The sequence below is a fragment of the Mycobacterium malmoense genome (genome assembly GCF_019645855.1).
Taxonomy (GTDB): Bacteria; Actinomycetota; Actinomycetes; order Mycobacteriales; family Mycobacteriaceae; genus Mycobacterium; species Mycobacterium malmoense.
Window position 1 is genome coordinate 2807772 of the sequence record NZ_CP080999.1, and the last position, 16592, is coordinate 2824363.

21 protein-coding genes are annotated in these 16592 nt (G+C 65.9%); 8 read left to right on the forward strand and 13 right to left on the reverse strand.

Annotated elements, in window-relative coordinates; genetic code table 11:
• The first annotated feature begins 14 nt into the window (after window positions 1–14).
• On the forward strand, window positions 15–383 hold the full coding sequence (locus K3U93_RS13020; RefSeq protein ID WP_071510703.1) for a SpoIIAA family protein: 369 nt from the start codon (window positions 15–17) through the stop codon (window positions 381–383).
• A gap of 125 nt (window positions 384–508) precedes the next feature.
• A complete protein-coding gene (locus K3U93_RS13025) occupies window positions 509–985 on the forward strand; it encodes a nuclear transport factor 2 family protein (RefSeq protein ID WP_083011142.1) in 477 nt (158 codons plus the stop codon).
• Here the strand turns inward: K3U93_RS13025 and K3U93_RS13030 are convergent.
• Both K3U93_RS13030 and K3U93_RS13035 read right to left on the reverse strand, forming a co-directional pair.
• Window positions 982–1725 carry a DJ-1/PfpI family protein gene (locus K3U93_RS13030; protein WP_083011119.1) on the reverse strand — a complete coding sequence of 248 codons (744 nt, stop codon included), beginning with the start codon at window positions 1723–1725 and terminating at the stop codon, window positions 982–984. The two genes, K3U93_RS13025 and K3U93_RS13030, sit on opposite strands and share 4 nt — an antisense overlap.
• A gap of 18 nt (window positions 1726–1743) precedes the next feature.
• Window positions 1744–2694, reverse strand: a complete 951-nt coding sequence (locus tag K3U93_RS13035; protein WP_071510706.1) for a GlxA family transcriptional regulator — start codon at window positions 2692–2694, stop codon at window positions 1744–1746.
• 109 nt (window positions 2695–2803) lie between these two features.
• Here K3U93_RS13035 and tpx point away from each other — a divergent pair, with 109 nt between their 5' ends.
• A complete protein-coding gene (tpx, locus tag K3U93_RS13040) occupies window positions 2804–3298 on the forward strand; it encodes a thiol peroxidase (RefSeq protein ID WP_071510707.1) in 495 nt (164 codons plus the stop codon).
• A gap of 98 nt (window positions 3299–3396) precedes the next feature.
• On the opposite strand, the gene K3U93_RS13045 is transcribed toward tpx, so the two are convergent.
• Both K3U93_RS13045 and K3U93_RS13050 read right to left on the reverse strand, forming a co-directional pair.
• Complete coding sequence (locus tag K3U93_RS13045) at window positions 3397–4353, reverse strand: NAD(P)H-dependent flavin oxidoreductase (RefSeq protein ID WP_083011118.1); 957 nt, start codon at window positions 4351–4353, stop codon at window positions 3397–3399.
• Window positions 4350–4727 carry an NYN domain-containing protein gene (locus tag K3U93_RS13050; protein ID WP_071510764.1) on the reverse strand — a complete coding sequence of 126 codons (378 nt, stop codon included), beginning with the start codon at window positions 4725–4727 and terminating at the stop codon, window positions 4350–4352. Before K3U93_RS13050 ends, K3U93_RS13045 begins: the two co-directional genes overlap by 4 nt.
• Window positions 4728–5162: 435 nt before the next feature.
• On the opposite strand from K3U93_RS13050, the gene K3U93_RS13055 reads away from it, so the two are divergent.
• Complete coding sequence (locus tag K3U93_RS13055) at window positions 5163–6347, forward strand: acyl-CoA dehydrogenase family protein (RefSeq protein WP_083011116.1); 1185 nt, start codon at window positions 5163–5165, stop codon at window positions 6345–6347.
• Between the two features lie 91 nt (window positions 6348–6438).
• Here the strand turns inward: K3U93_RS13055 and K3U93_RS13060 are convergent, their stop codons facing one another.
• The 4 genes from K3U93_RS13060 to K3U93_RS13075 form a co-directional block, all read right to left on the reverse strand.
• On the reverse strand, window positions 6439–6759 hold the full coding sequence (locus K3U93_RS13060) for a hypothetical protein (protein ID WP_176219995.1): 321 nt from the start codon (window positions 6757–6759) through the stop codon (window positions 6439–6441).
• A 195-nt stretch (window positions 6760–6954) separates the two neighbouring features.
• The gene (locus K3U93_RS13065) at window positions 6955–7680 is read right to left on the reverse strand and encodes a hypothetical protein (protein ID WP_083011114.1); all 726 of its coding nucleotides are present in this window, start codon (window positions 7678–7680) and stop codon (window positions 6955–6957) included.
• A 29-nt stretch (window positions 7681–7709) separates the two neighbouring features.
• On the reverse strand, window positions 7710–8018 hold the full coding sequence (locus K3U93_RS13070; protein WP_071510711.1) for a helix-turn-helix transcriptional regulator: 309 nt from the start codon (window positions 8016–8018) through the stop codon (window positions 7710–7712).
• A gap of 136 nt (window positions 8019–8154) precedes the next feature.
• The gene (locus K3U93_RS13075; RefSeq protein ID WP_139797038.1) at window positions 8155–8370 is read right to left on the reverse strand and encodes a hypothetical protein; all 216 of its coding nucleotides are present in this window, start codon (window positions 8368–8370) and stop codon (window positions 8155–8157) included.
• Between the two features lie 114 nt (window positions 8371–8484).
• On the opposite strand from K3U93_RS13075, the gene K3U93_RS13080 reads away from it, so the two are divergent.
• Entirely contained in the window at window positions 8485–9387 is a 903-nt protein-coding gene (locus tag K3U93_RS13080; protein WP_083011113.1) for an NAD-dependent epimerase/dehydratase family protein, read from the forward strand.
• 33 nt (window positions 9388–9420) lie between these two features.
• On the opposite strand, the gene K3U93_RS13085 is transcribed toward K3U93_RS13080, so the two are convergent.
• Window positions 9421–9996: a TetR/AcrR family transcriptional regulator gene (locus K3U93_RS13085; RefSeq protein ID WP_083011112.1), complete on the reverse strand. Its 576-nt coding sequence runs from the start codon at window positions 9994–9996 to the stop codon at window positions 9421–9423.
• A 93-nt stretch (window positions 9997–10089) separates the two neighbouring features.
• Between K3U93_RS13085 and K3U93_RS13090 the strand changes: the two genes are divergently transcribed.
• Window positions 10090–10896, forward strand: coding sequence for a class I SAM-dependent methyltransferase (locus K3U93_RS13090; protein ID WP_083011111.1), 807 nt, complete (start codon window positions 10090–10092; stop codon window positions 10894–10896).
• Window positions 10897–11103: 207 nt separating this feature from the next.
• Here K3U93_RS13090 and K3U93_RS13095 read toward each other — a convergent pair whose 3' ends face one another.
• The 3 genes from K3U93_RS13095 to K3U93_RS13105 all read right to left on the reverse strand — a co-directional run bounded on the left by K3U93_RS13095 (window position 11104) and on the right by K3U93_RS13105 (window position 14274).
• Window positions 11104–12570 carry an amino acid permease gene (locus K3U93_RS13095; protein WP_083011110.1) on the reverse strand — a complete coding sequence of 489 codons (1467 nt, stop codon included), beginning with the start codon at window positions 12568–12570 and terminating at the stop codon, window positions 11104–11106.
• A 261-nt stretch (window positions 12571–12831) separates the two neighbouring features.
• Window positions 12832–13317: an Rv1419 family lectin gene (locus tag K3U93_RS13100; protein ID WP_083011109.1), complete on the reverse strand. Its 486-nt coding sequence runs from the start codon at window positions 13315–13317 to the stop codon at window positions 12832–12834.
• A 108-nt stretch (window positions 13318–13425) separates the two neighbouring features.
• Complete coding sequence (locus K3U93_RS13105) at window positions 13426–14274, reverse strand: glycoside hydrolase family 16 protein (RefSeq protein ID WP_071510716.1); 849 nt, start codon at window positions 14272–14274, stop codon at window positions 13426–13428.
• Window positions 14275–15082: 808 nt separating this feature from the next.
• Between K3U93_RS13105 and K3U93_RS24905 the strand changes: the two genes are divergently transcribed.
• Both K3U93_RS24905 and K3U93_RS13115 read left to right on the forward strand, forming a co-directional pair.
• Complete coding sequence (locus tag K3U93_RS24905) at window positions 15083–15502, forward strand: hypothetical protein (protein ID WP_230981210.1); 420 nt, start codon at window positions 15083–15085, stop codon at window positions 15500–15502.
• Between the two features lie 93 nt (window positions 15503–15595).
• Window positions 15596–15799: a hypothetical protein gene (locus tag K3U93_RS13115; protein ID WP_071510717.1), complete on the forward strand. Its 204-nt coding sequence runs from the start codon at window positions 15596–15598 to the stop codon at window positions 15797–15799.
• 29 nt (window positions 15800–15828) lie between these two features.
• On the opposite strand, the gene K3U93_RS13120 is transcribed toward K3U93_RS13115, so the two are convergent.
• Window positions 15829–16524 carry a cutinase family protein gene (locus tag K3U93_RS13120; RefSeq protein ID WP_071510718.1) on the reverse strand — a complete coding sequence of 232 codons (696 nt, stop codon included), beginning with the start codon at window positions 16522–16524 and terminating at the stop codon, window positions 15829–15831.
• Between the last annotated feature and the right edge of the window lie 68 nt (window positions 16525–16592).

Genomic DNA, 16592 nt, shown 5'->3' on the forward strand with positions numbered 1-16592 from the left:
TAGAGGAGCACGCCATGATCGAACACGACCTGGATAGCGACCACTCGATCCTGCTCGTGCGGCCGCAATCCGCGCTCGACAAGAACGACTTCGTCGAACTCGCAAAGGCCGTTGACCCGCAGATTGAGGCGCATGGAGACCTTGCCGGGCTCATTATCAGCGCACCGTCGTTCCCGGGCTGGGACAGTTTCGGAGCGATGGTCACCCACTTCCGCTTCGTTCGGGATCATCAAAAGCACATCAAAAAGGTCGCGGTGGTCACCGACTCGCACCTCGGGGACGTGGCCGAACGTCTGGGGTCACACTTCGTGTCGGCCGAGATCCAACATTTCCCCGCCGGTCAGGTCGAGCAAGCCCGACAGTGGATTATCGGCGCCTCGTAACCCCTTGAGCCGCAAGGCCAGCCGGCCTGATGAGCAGGCCCTCTTGCCGCGTAGGTCAAACAAGTCGGACACGCTCATTCGATATCCCCATCCAGACGAGTGGCCTGCGTTCTAGTGTGTCGGTCATGGGCAAATTCAGCAGAACCGAGATCGAGCAAGCAGTCGGGAACTACACGACCGTCGTCGAGGGGTGCAGCGCTTCGGGCGACTGGCGGCCTTTCGCGGATTTATTCACCGAGGACGTGGTCTACACCGAGCATCATTACGGCGTCTTTCGCGGACGGGAAGCGGTGCGGGACTGGATCGTCGCCGTCATGGCGCCGTTCCCACACATGCGGTTTCCCAACGACTGGATCGCCTACGACGACGACAATGACGCCGTCGTCGTCATGATCAAGAACCTGCTCGACCATCCGACCGACCCGACCGGGGAGCCGTTCTGGTTTCCCAACTGGACCCGGCTCGTCTACGCCGGCGACGGCTTGTTCTCCAGCGAGGAGGACATCTACAACCCCAACCGGGACGCGCCCGGGGTCATCGCCGCCTGGATGCAGGCCGGCGGCCGGCTCGCCTCCGACGAGATCCTGGAGCCCAACCCCTAGGCGGACGAGCGATCGGGTTGCCGCCCCCGCCGGGGCGACCGCACGGCCGTCAGCGCCTGGTCCCAGGCGAGCAGGGTCGTGGCCTTCAGATTGGCCGACGTGACACCGTCTTTGGAAAGCAATGCCGTGGCAGCGGTTTTCGTGGTCGCCGAGGCCTTCGACATGTGGCCGGAGTCGAACGGTGGCTGCGGGTCGTATTCGATCGCGAGCTGAATTGCCTTCGCGCGGCCTTCGCCGGCGATCTGCCCGGCCAGCCACAGCGCCAGGTCGAGCCCGGCGGACACGCCCGCGCTCGTGACCAGGTTGCCCTCGCGCACGACCCGCTCGTCGGCGACGGGGATGGCGCCGAATGCCTTCAGCGCGGGAATGGTCAGCCAGTGCGACGTGGCGCGCCGGCCCTCGAGCAGGCCGGCGGCCGCCAGGATCACCGAGCCCGAACACACCGACGTCGTCCAGGTGGCGGTCCGGTGGGCCTGGCGCAGCCACTCGAGCAGCGCCTCGTCACGCGCGTGCACCAGGGTCGAGAGGCCGCCGGGCACGAGAATCACGTCGGGCGATGGGGTTTCGGCCAGCGAGTGGGTGGCCCCGATGACCAGCACACCCGAGTCGGCGGTGATCGGCCCGGGTTCGTGCCAGACGAACCGCACGTCGGCGCCGGGCAGGTTTCGCAGCACCTCGTACGGGCCGATCATGTCCAGCGCGGTCAACCCGGGGTAGGCCACGAAGGCGATTTGGGTCATCGGCGTTGTCCTTTCTGGTTACGCGAAGGCCTTGCGGTACTGGTCTGGCGAAATGCCAACGCGACGAATGAAATTGCGCCGCATGGTTTCCGCGGTGCCGAAGCCGCACCGGGCGGCGATCACCACGACGGTGTCGTCGGTCTCCTCCAACTGCCGGCGCGCGGCTTCGGTGCGGATCCGCTCAACGTATTGGCCGGGCGCCTCACCGACCTCATCGGTGAACACCCGCGTGAAGTGGCGCGGGCTCATCGCCGCCCGGCGTGCCAACTCGTCGACGCTGTGCGCACCGCCCGGCTCGGCCTCGATCGCCTCCTGCGCATCGCGGATGGGAGCGCGTTTGGCCCGCGGCATCCACACCGGCGCGGCGAACTGGGTCTGTCCGCCGGGGCGGCGCAGGTAGAGCACGAGCCACCGGGCGACCGTCTGGGCGACGTCGGTTCCGTGGTCGTCCTCGACCAGGGAGAGCGCGAGATCGATGCCCGCGGTGACGCCCGCGGCCGTCCACACCGTTTCGGAGCTCCGGACGAATATCGGGTCGGGATCCACGGTGACCGCGGGGAACTCGCGGGCCAGCTTCGGGGCGGACGCCCAGTGCGTGGTAGCCCGGCAGCCGTCGAGCAGCCCGGCCTCGGCTACGAGGAACGCGCCCGTGCAGACGCTGACGACGCGGCGGGCGCTGCGCGACACGGCCTTGATCCAGTTGATGAGCTCGGCGTTGGACCTCGCGTCGTCGACGCCGGCTCCGCCGGGCAGGATGACCGTGTCGATGCGGCCGGACGGGTCCGGCAGCGGTTTCGCCGCGAACTCCAGGCCCGACCAGGTGGTGATGGGCTCGCCCCCGACCGACGCGACCATGATGTCGTAGCCGCCGCCGGTCAGCAGCGATGCACTGGTGAACACCTCGTGCGGCCCCACCGCATCGAGTGACTGGATCCCGGGGAAGCCGGCGACGACCACCTTGCGAGGCATGATCCCAGTGTTGGCCGCCCCCGCGGTGTCGTCTACGCCATGGACCCCACCATTTAGGACATGCCGACCTGCCGGGAGGGCGCACCGGGGCGGTTGGCAGACTGTGCCCATGGCACAGATAACCTTGCGTGGAAACCCGATCAACACCGTCGGCGAGCTACCTACCGTCGGATCTGCAGCCCCGGCCTTCAGTTTGACCGGCACGGATTTGGGCGCGGTCAGCTACGACCAGTTCAGCGGTAAGCCCGTGGTGCTGAACATCTTTCCGTCCATCGACACGCCGGTATGCGCGACGAGCGTGCGGAAATTCAACGAGCGCGCGGCGGCGACCGGGGCGTCCGTGCTGTGCGTGTCGAAAGATCTGCCGTTTGCGCAGGCACGATTCTGCGGCGCGGAGGGCATCGAGAACGTCAAAACGGGGTCGGCATTCCGTGGCAGCTTCGATGAGGACTACGGCGTCGGCATCACCGATGGCCCGATGGCCGGGCTGCTCGCCCGGGCCGTCGTGGTGATCGGCGCCGACGGCAACGTCGCGTACACCGAGTTGGTGCCCGAGATCGCGCAGGAGCCCGACTACGACGCGGCGCTGGCGTCGGTGGGCTGATCCCCTCTAGCCGCGAGCGTGCGTGTTTGTACGTTGACACGCCGTCACAGGCGTACAACTGCGCACGCTCACCGCGGGCTAGTTTGCCTGGCAATTGGTTACCTCGCCGGCCCCTGCCGATCCACCGTGGCGGCCAGCACCTCGCGGCACCCGGTCCACATCCGTTTGATGATGTCGGCGGCCGGCGGGAGGTCGTCGATCCGGCCGGCCACCTGGCCGGTGTTGGCGACGCTGGCGTCCATGTCGCCGTCGAAGTAGAGCCGTTGCACGCGTTGCAGCGCCGCCCCGCCTTCACCGAAAGACGTTGACGTCTCGATCTTTTCGGCGGCAGCGGTCCGGATCACCCGCATCATCCGCTTCCCCTCCAGGGGCAGCAGCACGGTCGACGTCTCGTCGGCGCGCACCACCGCCTGCTTGAGGTTGCCGTGCACCGGTGACTCCGCCGAGGCGAGCAGCCGCGTGCCCATCTGCACGCCTTCCGCGCCGAGAACGAACGCGGCGGCCATGGACCGGGCGTCGCAGATCCCTCCCGCGGCCACGATCGGCACCTCGACATGCGCCGCCACCAACGGCAGCAGCACCATGGTGGAGGCGCCGAACCGATTCTTGAACCCGCCGCCCTCGACGCCCTCGACCACGAGCCCGTCCACGCCGGCGTCGACGGCCTTTTTGGCCGCGGCTAGGGTGCCCACCACATGAAACACGGTGATACCCGCGTCGTGGAGCCGATCGGTGAACAGCGACGGGTCACCGGCCGAGGTCGTGACGAACCGAATGCCATTGGCCACCAGGAGATCCACTACGGCCCGGTCGCGGTTGAAAAGCAGCGCGATGTTGGCGCCCACCGAACCGTCGGTCAGCTCACGCACGCGCCGCAGGTCGGCCCGGCCCTGTTCGGAGGTGGTCTCGATGATGCCCAGCGCGCCGGCGTTGGACACCGCCGCGGCAAGTTGGGCGCCGGCGATGTAGGTCATCGGCGCCTGGATGATCGGGATGTCGATCCGCGCGAGGTCGCAGACCCGGTTGGGCGCCGGGCTCCCGCCGCGCGCGCTCATCGGCCCGGGCCGATCAGGTCGCGGAAGCTGGCCGCGGGGTGGACGGATGCGCCCAGCCTGGCGACCCGATCGGTCAGTTCTTTGTCCGACGTCACGACCCGGATTTCGTGCGGCCGGGCGTCGGCTTGCACGAGCCGGACGATCTCGTCGTCGGCCGAGTTCGCGGCCGCCTTGGGCGCGTACGCGACCTCAACGATCGATGGGCTGATGGCGGCCGGCGGCGGCCGCTCAAACACCACGGTCACGTCGTCTCCTTGGGTCGACGCCCAGCGGTCGAGGCTGTCCACCAGCGCGACCATCGCGCGGCCGCGGTCCTTCCACCAGCCGTCGGGGCGACTCCCGATCACATTCATGCCGTCAACGATCCACCGCACAAACACACGGTAAGGCGATGGCAACTGGGCCAAGGAAGCGCCTGCCCGAACGGATCAACCGGTTGATCCGGGGGCCGGTGCCGGTAGTCCCGGCAACGGGGCGGAGTGGCCCTCACGGAGTCCCCGATCTATCTCGTCCCGCAGAGGCGGGCTGTCGGCGGGAGCCGCCTCTTGGCAACTGCAGTCGAGGGTGCCGAAGGGATTCGGGTCGGTACCGTCCGGGGTCGGATCGGCACCGGCCGGTGCCGCTCCGCCAGCGCAAAAGCCGACAGCCATAGTGGCGCCGGCCAGCATTTTCCCGATCACATGGTTCATGTCGTTCTCTTTCCTCGGATGAAACGGTAAGGCTTCATGCTGAGAAAGATGCTTCGGGAGTCCCGCTTTACTCGCGGGCGGCCGACCGTAGAGTTATCGCATGATGATGGGAAAGCGCCGATGACGTCGATCGCCGACACGGATGACCTGGTCGTTTCGCTGGCCCGCGGCATGCGGGACCTCGTTGCAGCCGAAGCCGCCGAATCCGAGCGGGCGCGCACCCTCACCCCGGCGATTGTCGACGAGATGTGGGCCTCCGGGCTGATGACAGCGTTCAACCCGGTCCCGGCCGATGGCCTGGAGCCGTCGTTCGCCGAGATGATCGAAACCTGGATCGAAATGGCTTGGCAGGACGGCTCATTCGGGTGGATAGGCATCGCCAACCTGCCGTCGTCCTTCGCGGCCGCCGCCTATCTGCCGGACGAGGGTTTCGCCGAAGTCTTTACGGCGCACGACAACCGCGTCACCCTGGGCGGCCAGTTCTTTCCCAACGGACAAGGGACCGCGGTCGAGGGCGGCTATGTCCTGACCGGGTCATGGAACTTCGGCTCGGGCATCGGCCACTCGCACTACATCGCGGCCGGGTTCATGCCGATGGACAACGGCGAAATGCGTTGGATCAGTGAGGGTTTCCCCGAAATGCGGGTCGCCGTGGTGCCGAGGGACCAGATCAGCTTCGACGACGGCTGGCATGTGCAGGGGCTCAAGGGAACCGGGTCCTACGACTACAGCGCCCAGGAGGTGTTCGTGCCCGCCAGCCGCACCTTCGAGCTGTTCGTCCGTGAGCCCTACCGCGGCACGTCGCCGGCCACCCGCATGGGGCTGATGCCCGTCACCGCCGCCGGTCACGCGTCGTGGGCGCTGGGTGTCGCCAAGAGCATGCTCGACGACGTGCAGGAGCTGGCGGCGACGAAGTTCCGGATGAGCGACATGGCGTCGCTGGCCAGCCGCCCGACGTTCCAGAAAGGGCTCGCGCATTACCGGGCGGCCTGGCGCGCCGCCCGGCTGCTGGTGCTCGACGCGTTCACCTCCGCCGAGGCCGCCGTCGCCGCCGGCGAAGACCTGACACCGGCCCTACGCGCCGACATGCGCGTGGCCGCCGTCTATGCGACCGACACTGCCCGGGGCTGCGCCGAATGGGCGCATCTGGTGGCGGGGACCAGCTCCATCCGCGAGGGCACCCGCCTGGAGCGGGCCTTCCGCGACATGTACACCGGCACCCAGCACGCCTTCATCAGCGAGAAGGTGGCCATCGACGTGGCGCAGATCTGGCTCGGCATCATCGAGGACCAGCCGGGGCTGTGACGCCCGGATTTCGGTCTACGATCCAATGACGGCGGCCGGATTGATTGACATCGATTCCATTAGCGTGCAGCTCCGTAACTCCATCCCCGAGCTAGCGGGATGGCACGCCGGGTGTTGGCGTGGGCGGCAGCGCGGTTGGGCCCATCATTCCGCCCGGCGACATTTGGCCGGGCCCCATCATGCCGTCCCGACCCATCATGGGGCAGGTGCCCGCTTTCCCACTGGGGCCCACCTGATAGACGGAGCGCCCGTCAGAGCCGCCGTAGCCATCGCGGTATCCACCCAAGAGGACTCCCGAGAAGAAGACCACGGCGACAACGAACACGACACCCGCGATGATGCCTACCGCTGCCACTGCTTGACCCAGCCTGCTTGGCCGTTCGTTGGGGTCGTCGTACCGGGGTTCCGTCATGCTTCGAATCATGTCCCTACGCGTAACCCGCCGGCTAGGGACCATCGGCCCTAAAAGCGCCGCCGGAGGCCCTGTCCCGGCCGCGGCAAGGCGCGGGTTCGCCACCGGTCAAATCCGAGGTGTTGGCGAGAAACGTTGCGGATCCCAGGAAGTCGACGCGGCGGCTGACATTTCGGGCGGTACTACTCGGACTGGCTAACGCGACGAACCCTTGCCGGGTGTGAACCACGCGACCTTGGCGTGCCACGACCGGGCGGATCCGTACGCGAAACCGATCGCGCCCAGGCATGCGCACAACCAGACGGGCAGGGTGATGTCGACGCCGGCCTCGGCAGTGCTCACCTGTATCACGGTCGCCGCCACGCCGAAGGCGGCCGAGATCAGGTAGAGGTTGGCAGTCGCCGTGGAGCGGGGATCCTTGCGCAGGATCAGCAGGACTCTGGCCGCATAGGTGAACAGATGGACGAGCAGGGCGCCCAGCACCAGCCAGTAGGCGCCGAACCAGACGGTGCTGACGTGGGCGGGAAACAGGTCTGGGTGATAGCCCTCGTCGGCGATGATGAACACCGCCACCAGTAGCGGAACGCCCAGCGCTAACGGGTTCGCGATGTGGCGGCGAAAGAGTCCACGGAGCCGCCGTTCGTCGTCGAGCCGGGCCAGGCCGTGGTGGATTATGGCTGTCACCGCGACGATGAGGCAGATGTGGCCGAGCAGGTCTTCGACATTCCACCGCCTGAACACGTGATGCAGCGGTGGTCCCAGGGTGGCCGACGCCCAGGGCGACATGAGCAGCACCGCGCAGCCTTGCAGGGCGATGTTGAGGCTCGCGCCGGCTTCCCAGCGGGAGCGCCAGGTGTGGCGGCGGACCCACAGGCTGTAGCCGACGGCAACCAAGGTGACGGTGATCAGTACGGACATCATTGTCGGAACAGAACTTTCGCGTCCCGTCGTCAGATGGGCGGTTTGTTGGGATCCGGGTGCAGGTCCCGCAGTCTCGGTGGGGCGGGTGCTGACTCCACGTATTCGGTGACCGCCTCGGGCGCGATCAACCCAAAACGCACTTGCAGGTCGACGGGGTTCAACCCGAAGTACTTGGCCACCTTGATCAGGTTGTCGGCGGTGATCAGCCTGCCCTCGCGAGCCGCCTTGTAGTAGGCCGATTTGCGGTAGCCAAATGCCTCGTAGACCTCGGTAGCGGCAAGCGATCTGCCCACAAGGTAGGGCAGAACCACCCCCGGGTCTTTGTCGCGGTCGTCCATACCTGTCAACGATAACGCCGTTAGGTGCACAGAGCGGCGCCATTTGCGAACCCTAATCCGTAAAAGAGTACTAAAGTCTATTTTTATGCACTATCGTCGCCTTTGGCACGCTATCCGAGAGGGGGAGTGACCGTTGTTAGCACGCTATGACGCTAAAGCCCGGGTCGTAGGCACCACCGCCGCGCTGCTCCTGGCCGGCATCGTTGCCCCGGTCGGCGCACCCGCGAACACCGCCGTGAGTCACCATGCCACCACGGGAATCGTGTCCACTGCGGGCCCGGTTACCGGCGATGACGGCGGCGCCGCCGCCAAGGGGCCCAGCGGGGACCACGTTTTCCGAGCTCCCGCCCATCGCGGGGTCCTTGCGGGTTGCATTACCAGGCTCAACTGCTGATCGACCCGGGTTCGCTGTCTGCGGAGAGCGAGCGCGACGCGGCGCCGATCGGCGGTCGCCTACCATCAGCGCATGCGCGGCTCGAAGATCCTGATCACCGGTCCGACCGGACAAATCGCCACTCCCATCGCCCGGGCCCTCGCGGCCGACAACGAGGTGTGGGGGATCGCGCGGTTCACCAATACCGCCGCGCGAGAAGGCCTCGAGAAGGCGGGGGTTCACTGCCAGACCGTCAATCTGGCCGGCGGTGACTTCACTGGTGTTCCAACCGATTTCGACTACGTCCTCAACCTGGCGGTGGCCAAGAGCGGCAACTGGGACAAGGACCTCGGCGCCAACGCGGAGTCGGTCGGCCTGCTGATGGCCCACTGCCGCGGCGCGAAGGCGTTCCTGCACTGTTCCTCGGCGGCGGTTTACGACCCGCCGGACGACGAACCCCGGGCCGAACGGGCCGCGCTGGGCGACAACCACAAGTGGTTGTTCCCCACCTATTCCATTTCCAAGATCGCGGGGGAGGTCGTCGCCCGGTCGATGGCGCGCGCCCTCGGCGTGCCCACCACCATCGCCCGGCTCAACGTCCCCTACGGCGACAACGGCGGGTGGCCGTACTACCACATGGAGATGATGCTGGCCGGCATCCCGATCCCGGTCCCGCCGGGCGGACCGGCCCGCTACAACCCGATTCACGAGGACGACGTCATCGCGACCATCCCGAAGCTGCTCGAGGTGGCGTCGGTCCCGGCGACCACGGTCAACTGGTGCGGCGAGCAGACCGTCAGCCTGCAGGAGTGGTGCGCCTACCTCGGTTCGCTCGTCGGCAGGGAACCGGTCTTCGAGGAGAGCGAGCAGGCGCTGCGCGGCAATCCCACCGACGTGGCCCGGATGCGCGAGCTGATCGGCGGCATGATGGTCGACTGGCGTGACGGGCTTCGCCGGATGGCGACCAAGTTCCACCCGGAGCTGGTCGGATCGTAAAATGTTGGCGAACAACGAAATGTGTTGCCGTGATTAAGGGTGCCCAGCGGTTTTGACGATGCGCGTCGCCGCCTCGACAGCGGCGGCGCGGCGGCCGGCGACAACGTCCGCGTCTGTGGTCGCCGCGGCCGGGTCGGGCCAATGCGCCCAGCCAAGGCCGATCGCGAACAGCAGAACCAGCAAGTGTTGCGGTTCCCAGGCGGGGTCGACATGGCCGTTGGCTTGCGCCAGCTGTAGTGCGGAGATGGCCTTGTCGGGTGCATGCTCGCCGTCGAACTCCGGTCTGTCGAGCGGAAAACCTTCCAACTGAGCCCAGGTGATCATTCGTAGGTGCTCGGGCCGGCTCTGCGTCAGGTCGAAGATTTCGCCAACGAACTCCGGAACCGCTTCGGGACGCAACTCCACGGCGCGGAAGAACTCCGCGCCGTCGGCGGTGACCACGTCCCGAAAGAGGGTCTCCTTGTCCCCGAAGTGCGCGTACAAGCGTTCCTTGCTCGCGTTGGCGGCCCGGGCGATGCGGTCAATGCGCGCTCCGGCGAGGCCGTATTGCGCGAACTCCGCGCGGGCCGCGGCGAGTATTTCGTCGCGAAGCTCTGTCGTCGATCTCACGGGATAATCATAAACAGACGAACTTGTTCGTTTGTTATTGTGGGGGCTGGGTCGGCAGCGCCGACGGACGAGAACGAGGGGGCCGTGAGGGCAATGACCGGTGTGCACCAGCGGGCTATCGCGACGATGCCGAGGGGTGGCCCCGACGCATCGTGGCTGGATCGTCGATTCGAGACGGATGCGCTGGAATACCTCGACCGCGATGACGTGCCGGACGAGGTCAAGCAGAAGGTCATCGGGATGCTCGACCGGTTGGGCACACTGACCAATCAGCATGAGAAGTACGCACGCACGGCGCTGAAAGTCGTTGCCGACATCCCCAATCCGCGCATCCTGGAACTGGGTGCCGGCCACGGCAAGCTCTCGGCGCAGATCCTCAAGCTCCATCCGACGGCTACCGTGACCGTCAGCGACCTGGACCCGACCTCGGTGGCCAACATCGCCGCAGGGGAACTGGGAAACCACCCGCGGGCGCGCACCCAGATGATCGACGCCACCGCAATCGATGCCGCCGATCACAGCTACGACCTAGTGGTCTTCGCGATGGCGTTTCACCACCTCCCGCCGGCGGTCGCCTGTCGCGCCATCGCCGAGGCCACCCGCGTGGGCAAGCGGTTCCTCATCATCGACCTCAAACGACAGAGCCCGTTGGCCATGATGCTGTTTCCGGTGTTAGCTCTGCCGATGAACCTGTTCCTTTTGCCCTGGTCGTGGCTTGGGCCGGGCCTGCACGACGGCGTCATCAGCACGCTGCGCGCCTACAGCCCGTCGGCGCTAACGGCACTTGGCCGCGCCGCCGATCCGGAGATGCGCATCGAGTTCCTGCCCCCGCCGACGCGGCTCGGTCCGCCCCCAATAACCGTCGTGTTCTCCCGGCCGAGGGAAGACGACCGTGGCTAAGAACGCAGGCCTCGCCACCATCATGGAGCCAAATGGACGGGTCCAGACATTGCGCCGCGTTCTCGATACGGCGACCGACCGGCTGCGGCCCGCCTTGGACCAAACTCATGCGGTACGTTCAGCGAACCCGAATGCAAGACGGGGGCCGACCGCGACATAACCCCGCGATTCGAACCCGGCCCAAGCGCCGACGACCAACAAAGACCGTCACGACGCGGGTGCCGTTGTCTTGGTGTTTGCGTCGATTGGGCGGTTCATCTCGGCCTTGAACCGGCGATACCGCTCGGCGCGGCCGGGCCGGCGCCGCACGACCAGCCAACCGGCCGCAAGGACCACGAACCATAGCGGGAACCATGCCAAAGCGATCGCGGTTTCCCTTTCCGTGCACAGCGTCCACACGACGAACGCGAAGAAGGCGAGGATGACCCAGCACATCGCCGGGCCACCGGGCATCTTGTAGGCCGAGTCGGCATGACGCTGCGCGTGCCGGCGGCGATAGACGAGATAGCTGACGACAATCGTCGCCCACACGAACATGAACAGCAGCGCTGAAACGGTCGTCAGCAGCGTGAAAGCGCCCATCACCGAACCGTCAACGTAGAGCAGCGGAATGGAGGCCAGCAGCAGCGCGGCGGAGAGAAATAAAGCGGGCGCCGGCACGCCGCCGTGGTTCAGTCGGCGGAAGCCCGCCGGAGCGCTCCCCTCGTCGGCCAGGCCGAAAAGCATGCGGCCGGTGGAGAACACCCCGGAGTTGGCGGACGAGGCGGCCGCGGTGATCACGACGAAGTTGACGATCGACGCCGCGGCGGCAAGTCCCGCCAGGGAGAACATCGTCACGAATGGGGACTCGCCGCCGGCGAACTGCCGCCACGGGACGACGGTGAGGATCGCCAGCAACGCACCGATGTAGAAGATCGCCACCCGCAAGGGGACGGCATTGATCGCGCGGGGCAGGGCGCGGCGCGGGTCGGCGGTCTCGGCCGCCGCGGTGCCGACGAGCTCGACACCGACGAAGGCAAACAACGCGATCTGGAACCCGCCGACCACGCCCATGAACCCCGTCGCGAAGAATCCGCCGTCGTTCCAGAGGTTCTCGATCGTCGCCCGATCGCCCTGTGGGGAAACGAAGTTGGTCGCCAGAAGAATCGCGCCGACGACGATAATGCACACGATCGCGACGAGCTTGATCAAGGCGAACCAGAACTCGGTCTCGCCGAAGTTGCGGACGCTGAACAAGTTGAACGCGAGGATCAGACCGCTCGTGACGAGCGCCGGCAGCCATGCCGGCAGGTCGGGCCACCAGAACTTCGCGTAGCCGGCGATCGCGACGACTTCCGCGACACCGGTGACGATCCAGGCAAACCAGTACGACCACCCCACGAAAAAGCCCGCCGCGGGACCCAAGAGATCGGCCGCGAAGTCGACGAACGACTTGTAATTCAGGTTCGACAACAGCAGTTCGCCCATCGCACGCAGCACGAAGAACATGAAGAACCCGATGATCCCGTACACCACCAACACCGCCGGGCCGGCCTGCGAGATCGTTCGCCCGGACCCCATGAACAGGCCGGTGCCGATCGCGCCCCCGATCGCGATCAACTGGATATGGCGGTTAGACAGGCCCCTATGCAGTTGCGGCACAACGGAATCGGGAGTGGCGACATCGTCGCGCATGTATCACGTCCTCGTCAGTTAGAAGCCGTTGCCGCGCGGCGCCAGGCATTGCCGCAGCCAAACATAATTCCCTATTTTCACGCTCCGCGCGTCACCATGGCGATTGTTGATGGCGTCGAGGCCGGAAGTGGGCAGCTGCTATTTGTCATGACAGTGGTGCACATTGCTGGACATGAGCACCGCGCGATTCTACGAAGAGGACGAACCTCTAGAAATAATTGAGCGCATTATCTCCCGGCATCCAGACGCGGTGACGGGCGGTCACGAAACGCTATCCCACTGCTCGTCGGCCACATCGGGGATGCAGTGGTAGGCGATCACCTGAGTTCCGGGGTTTGCCACGCCGCCGTTAACGTTGAGACACGGACCAAGGGCGCTCGTGACCTGGCCGTTGGGCTGGGTATTCCAACGCTGGTTGTTCGAATTGGCCTGACAGGTCGAGAGGGTCACCGGGGTGGTATCCGCGGCGTTGCTGATGCTCACGCACGCCCCGGGGAAGGCCACGCTTTCGATCTGACCGGCGGAGTTGAGGTTCCAGAGCTGCGATTTCGACCCATTGCAGGGGTTGACCATCGTCGCGGTGTTGTCGCCGTTCGGGCCGTCGAGGCACCAATTGCCCAACCGGCTCTTCAACTGGACCGGGTCGATGGCATTCGCCACACCGACGCTCAGCAGCGCGACACCGAACACTGCGCCGCCTATGACAAGGGCCCGGCGCATACCGCCCATCAACTGCGATTCATGCATTTCGGCACCATCCTCTCTACCGGTCCCCGCGTGCACTTCAGCGCCGCAGGGGATTAATGCCCCATCTGGACGAATACCCAGTCACCGAACGCGGCCACCAAGCCGCGTTTACCAGACGCGTATCCAGTCGACGAGCATGCTCGCGGGATAGGTCCCCCGCCCGGGATCGCCGCCACCGGAACCGGCAACCGCAAGATTGAAGACCGGAAAAACGGTGTAGCCGGGACCGTTGAAGGGCCAGTCCGGTAGGGAACTCGCCGGAACGTCGAAGTACGGCTGCGCGCCGTCAACGTAGTCCTTCCAGAATCGGATGCCGGCCTCGTCCCACTGGCATCGCCAGGTGTGCCAGGCGCTGTCGACGGCGACGTTGTGGGTCTTCCATTCGCCGCCGTTTGCTTTCGCGTGGACGGTGGTGGCCGACGGCCAGTTGCCGTTGCCATACCACTCGACCACGTCGATCTCGCCCTGATCCTCGTTGCCCAGCCAGTAGGCGGGCCAGCTACCGGGGGTCAGGCAGTCGAGCTTGATCCGGGCTTCCCAGATGTGGCCGACACCGCCGCGCCAGTTGCTCTGCACCTTGCCGCTGTAGTACGTGGGGCCGTCTTTGGCGGCGCGCAGGACGAGGTTGGACTTGCCGTCGAGGAAGACGTTTTGGCGATCGTCGCGGTACTGCCCGATGTTCTCGGGCCGCTCCCAATACGTCGGATCCTTGATTTGCTCGCGGGCTCGGGCCACCGTCCACTTCGACGGATCGGGCGCCGAGCCGGCCGGCCCGTCGAACTCGTCCTGGAAGATGTAGCTTCCGGCTTGGCCGCTGGGCGCCGCGGGCGGTGGCGTCCGGCCCGACGGCGCATCGGGTCGGGTTGGGTAAGCGCTGGCCTCAGGGATGGGGAGCGTGGCCGCGAGCACGCCGATCCCTGCCGTTAACATCATGCGGCGACGATCCATCTCCGGCATAAGCAAGCGACGATAGCAGCCGGGTTGCACCGGGTCGAAACAGCAAATGTCGGTGCCTGCCGCTACCGTGTGAATCCCAGTCGGCCCGAAACGGGATTACGGCAAATTCATGGCCAATTCTCACCTTGGCGAAGGGTTTGGTCTCAGGATTGGCCGGGCATTCTGGATGACGAAGCGGTCGTAGTTTTTCCGCACGTTGCTGGGAGGGGTGAAATCGTGGCGAGTGCATCGGTAGCGACGGTTATTTTCCTTCAATCACATCCGACTTGGATTGCGGCTCAGCGACGTGCACAGGAACGCAGCGAAACGATGCGCCGCCATCCTTCATTTCCGGCCCGGCGGCGCGCCGCCGCGTCCGGTGACGACGCCGTGACCCGCGACTTCAAGGTGTACTTCAGCACCGACACGCCGGCCTGAACGTTTCCAGAAGCTGTGGGACCGGCGAATGAGACTGTGCCACAGCGCGATAATCAACCCTCTGTCGATAACCCGCCATATCCGGCCCCGCTATTTGCCGACACGCGTTAATCCCATGTGTCACATCGATAACTCGCTGATCGGCATACAACGATGTGCCCGCCTATCAGCGACAGCCAACCGCGCGTGTCGCTGATAGGCGGGCACAAAAGTAGGTGTCTCCCGCGCCGAGATGCAAAGTGACACATGTGACCCACCACGGCCTGGCCCCCGCCACGAATCGCGAGCCGAGCCGTTTACATCCGCCAAACGATCTACTACCGTTGGTAGTAGTCAATGGTTGGGAGAAGCGATGTCCAGCGACTCGAATCTACTGACGGCGCACCGTTCCATGACCGTGGCCATGATCGTGTTCGCCGCGGCGTTCGGCCTCCACGGGATCGACCACCTACGCCGGGGGATGGCGGCATCCCCACCATCGATCATGATTGGCGGAATGATCCAGGGGTCGGTCGTCGTGATCGCATTTGTGCTGGTCGTGCGCCAACATCGATGGGCGTCCCAGGCGGCGATCGTCGTGGGCTTCGGCAGCGCGGCCGTCTTCGTCTATGCGCACCTGCTGCCCACGTTTCTGCCGGGCTTTCAGGACAGCTTCACGTCCGGCCCGCGCGTCAACGTCACGTGGTTCTCCTGGCTGACGGCCGTCGCCGAGATCGGGGCCGGGCTGGTACTCGGCTACGTGGGTTTGCAGGCTCGGCGGAGTCGGCCGGCCGTTCAGCTGATGGTTGCCGGCGGCCGCCAGGCCCGCTAACCGAATTGGAGCCACACCGCAACGAATCAGGTTGCGGGACAATGTAATCGCCAGCGCTGCGCAACGCGGGAATACGGCGGCATAATTGTCTGTGTGTCGCAACTACGCCAGGCGAAGGCGCTCGCCAATCCCGCTCAACCGCACAGCGCGCTTATCCACGAGTTGGAGCGTTACATCGAGGCCCACAATCCCGACGTGACCGACGTCGACGTGGTGAGCGTGACGGATACGGGTCAGGCTGACAAGAGCCACAAACCGGTCCGTCACTGGTATCACGTCACGTACGAAGCGGGTTGATGCGCTTCCGGCAGAGCATGCCGCGCGGACTATAGCTTGCCGGCGACAAAGTCGGCGGCCTGGTTTGCCATGCCGGCCTGGATGTACGCACTAGCGAGATGTTGGGGCCAGTTGTCGTGCCAGGTGTTCGGGTCGGCGGGGTTGCACACGGGATCGTCGCCGTGGCACAACTCGATGGTCCTGTCGTTGTAGATCGGGTTGAAGTTCGTGATCGGACCCACCCACTGGCTTCCGTTGCCGAACAAGGCGACGGCGGCGATGTGCTGATCGGTGCCCTCAGGGAGGGGACTGTCGAAACCTAAAGCGTTGAAGGGCACCGCGAGTACGACGTCGGTGACGGCCGCACCCAGCGAGTAGCCGCCCAGCACCAGCCGGGTGTTGGGGCAGTTGTCGACCATGTACTGGATGTGCCGGCTCATGTCGTTGGCCCCGACGTCGACCTCCGTGTCGGCCGGGTACTTCACGGCATAGGTGCCGAAACTCTTCCCGCTGACCTTGGATTCGAGCGCGTTGATGAAGGCATTGCCGAGCACGCCGGTCCCCGGTGATTCCTTTCGGCCGCGGGCGAACACCACCTCGACCTGGGGACAGTTCGCGGCGGCCGCCGACCGCGCGGCCCCCGGCGTCCCGGGCGGCAGCATCACGGCAGTCAAGGTCAGGGCCGCCGCGATCACGAACGCCGCCAGGCCAACGTCAACCGATCTACGGGAAAGTAAAGCGCGCACAGCACGATGCTAAAGCGATCGCTGCGCCGACGCCCGGCGGCCCGAACATCGACCATGGCGTCGGTGCC

Coding starts and splice junctions, on each gene's coding strand:
- K3U93_RS13020 (WP_071510703.1), top strand. CDS start 15: ATGATCGAACACGACCTGGATAGCGACCACTCGATCCTGCTCGTGCGG.
- K3U93_RS13025 (WP_083011142.1), top strand. CDS start 509: ATGGGCAAATTCAGCAGAACCGAGATCGAGCAAGCAGTCGGGAACTAC.
- K3U93_RS13030 (WP_083011119.1), bottom strand. CDS start 1,725: ATGACCCAAATCGCCTTCGTGGCCTACCCCGGGTTGACCGCGCTGGAC.
- K3U93_RS13035 (WP_071510706.1), bottom strand. CDS start 2,694: ATGCCTCGCAAGGTGGTCGTCGCCGGCTTCCCCGGGATCCAGTCACTC.
- tpx (WP_071510707.1), top strand. CDS start 2,804: ATGGCACAGATAACCTTGCGTGGAAACCCGATCAACACCGTCGGCGAG.
- K3U93_RS13045 (WP_083011118.1), bottom strand. CDS start 4,353: ATGAGCGCGCGCGGCGGGAGCCCGGCGCCCAACCGGGTCTGCGACCTC.
- K3U93_RS13055 (WP_083011116.1), top strand. CDS start 5,163: ATGACGTCGATCGCCGACACGGATGACCTGGTCGTTTCGCTGGCCCGC.
- K3U93_RS13060 (WP_176219995.1), bottom strand. CDS start 6,759: ATGACGGAACCCCGGTACGACGACCCCAACGAACGGCCAAGCAGGCTG.
- K3U93_RS13065 (WP_083011114.1), bottom strand. CDS start 7,680: ATGATGTCCGTACTGATCACCGTCACCTTGGTTGCCGTCGGCTACAGC.
- K3U93_RS13070 (WP_071510711.1), bottom strand. CDS start 8,018: ATGGACGACCGCGACAAAGACCCGGGGGTGGTTCTGCCCTACCTTGTG.
- K3U93_RS13075 (WP_139797038.1), bottom strand. CDS start 8,370: ATGGGCGGGAGCTCGGAAAACGTGGTCCCCGCTGGGCCCCTTGGCGGC.
- K3U93_RS13080 (WP_083011113.1), top strand. CDS start 8,485: ATGCGCGGCTCGAAGATCCTGATCACCGGTCCGACCGGACAAATCGCC.
- K3U93_RS13090 (WP_083011111.1), top strand. CDS start 10,090: ATGACCGGTGTGCACCAGCGGGCTATCGCGACGATGCCGAGGGGTGGC.
- K3U93_RS13095 (WP_083011110.1), bottom strand. CDS start 12,570: ATGCGCGACGATGTCGCCACTCCCGATTCCGTTGTGCCGCAACTGCAT.
- K3U93_RS13100 (WP_083011109.1), bottom strand. CDS start 13,317: ATGCATGAATCGCAGTTGATGGGCGGTATGCGCCGGGCCCTTGTCATA.
- K3U93_RS13105 (WP_071510716.1), bottom strand. CDS start 14,274: ATGCCGGAGATGGATCGTCGCCGCATGATGTTAACGGCAGGGATCGGC.
- K3U93_RS24905 (WP_230981210.1), top strand. CDS start 15,083: ATGACCGTGGCCATGATCGTGTTCGCCGCGGCGTTCGGCCTCCACGGG.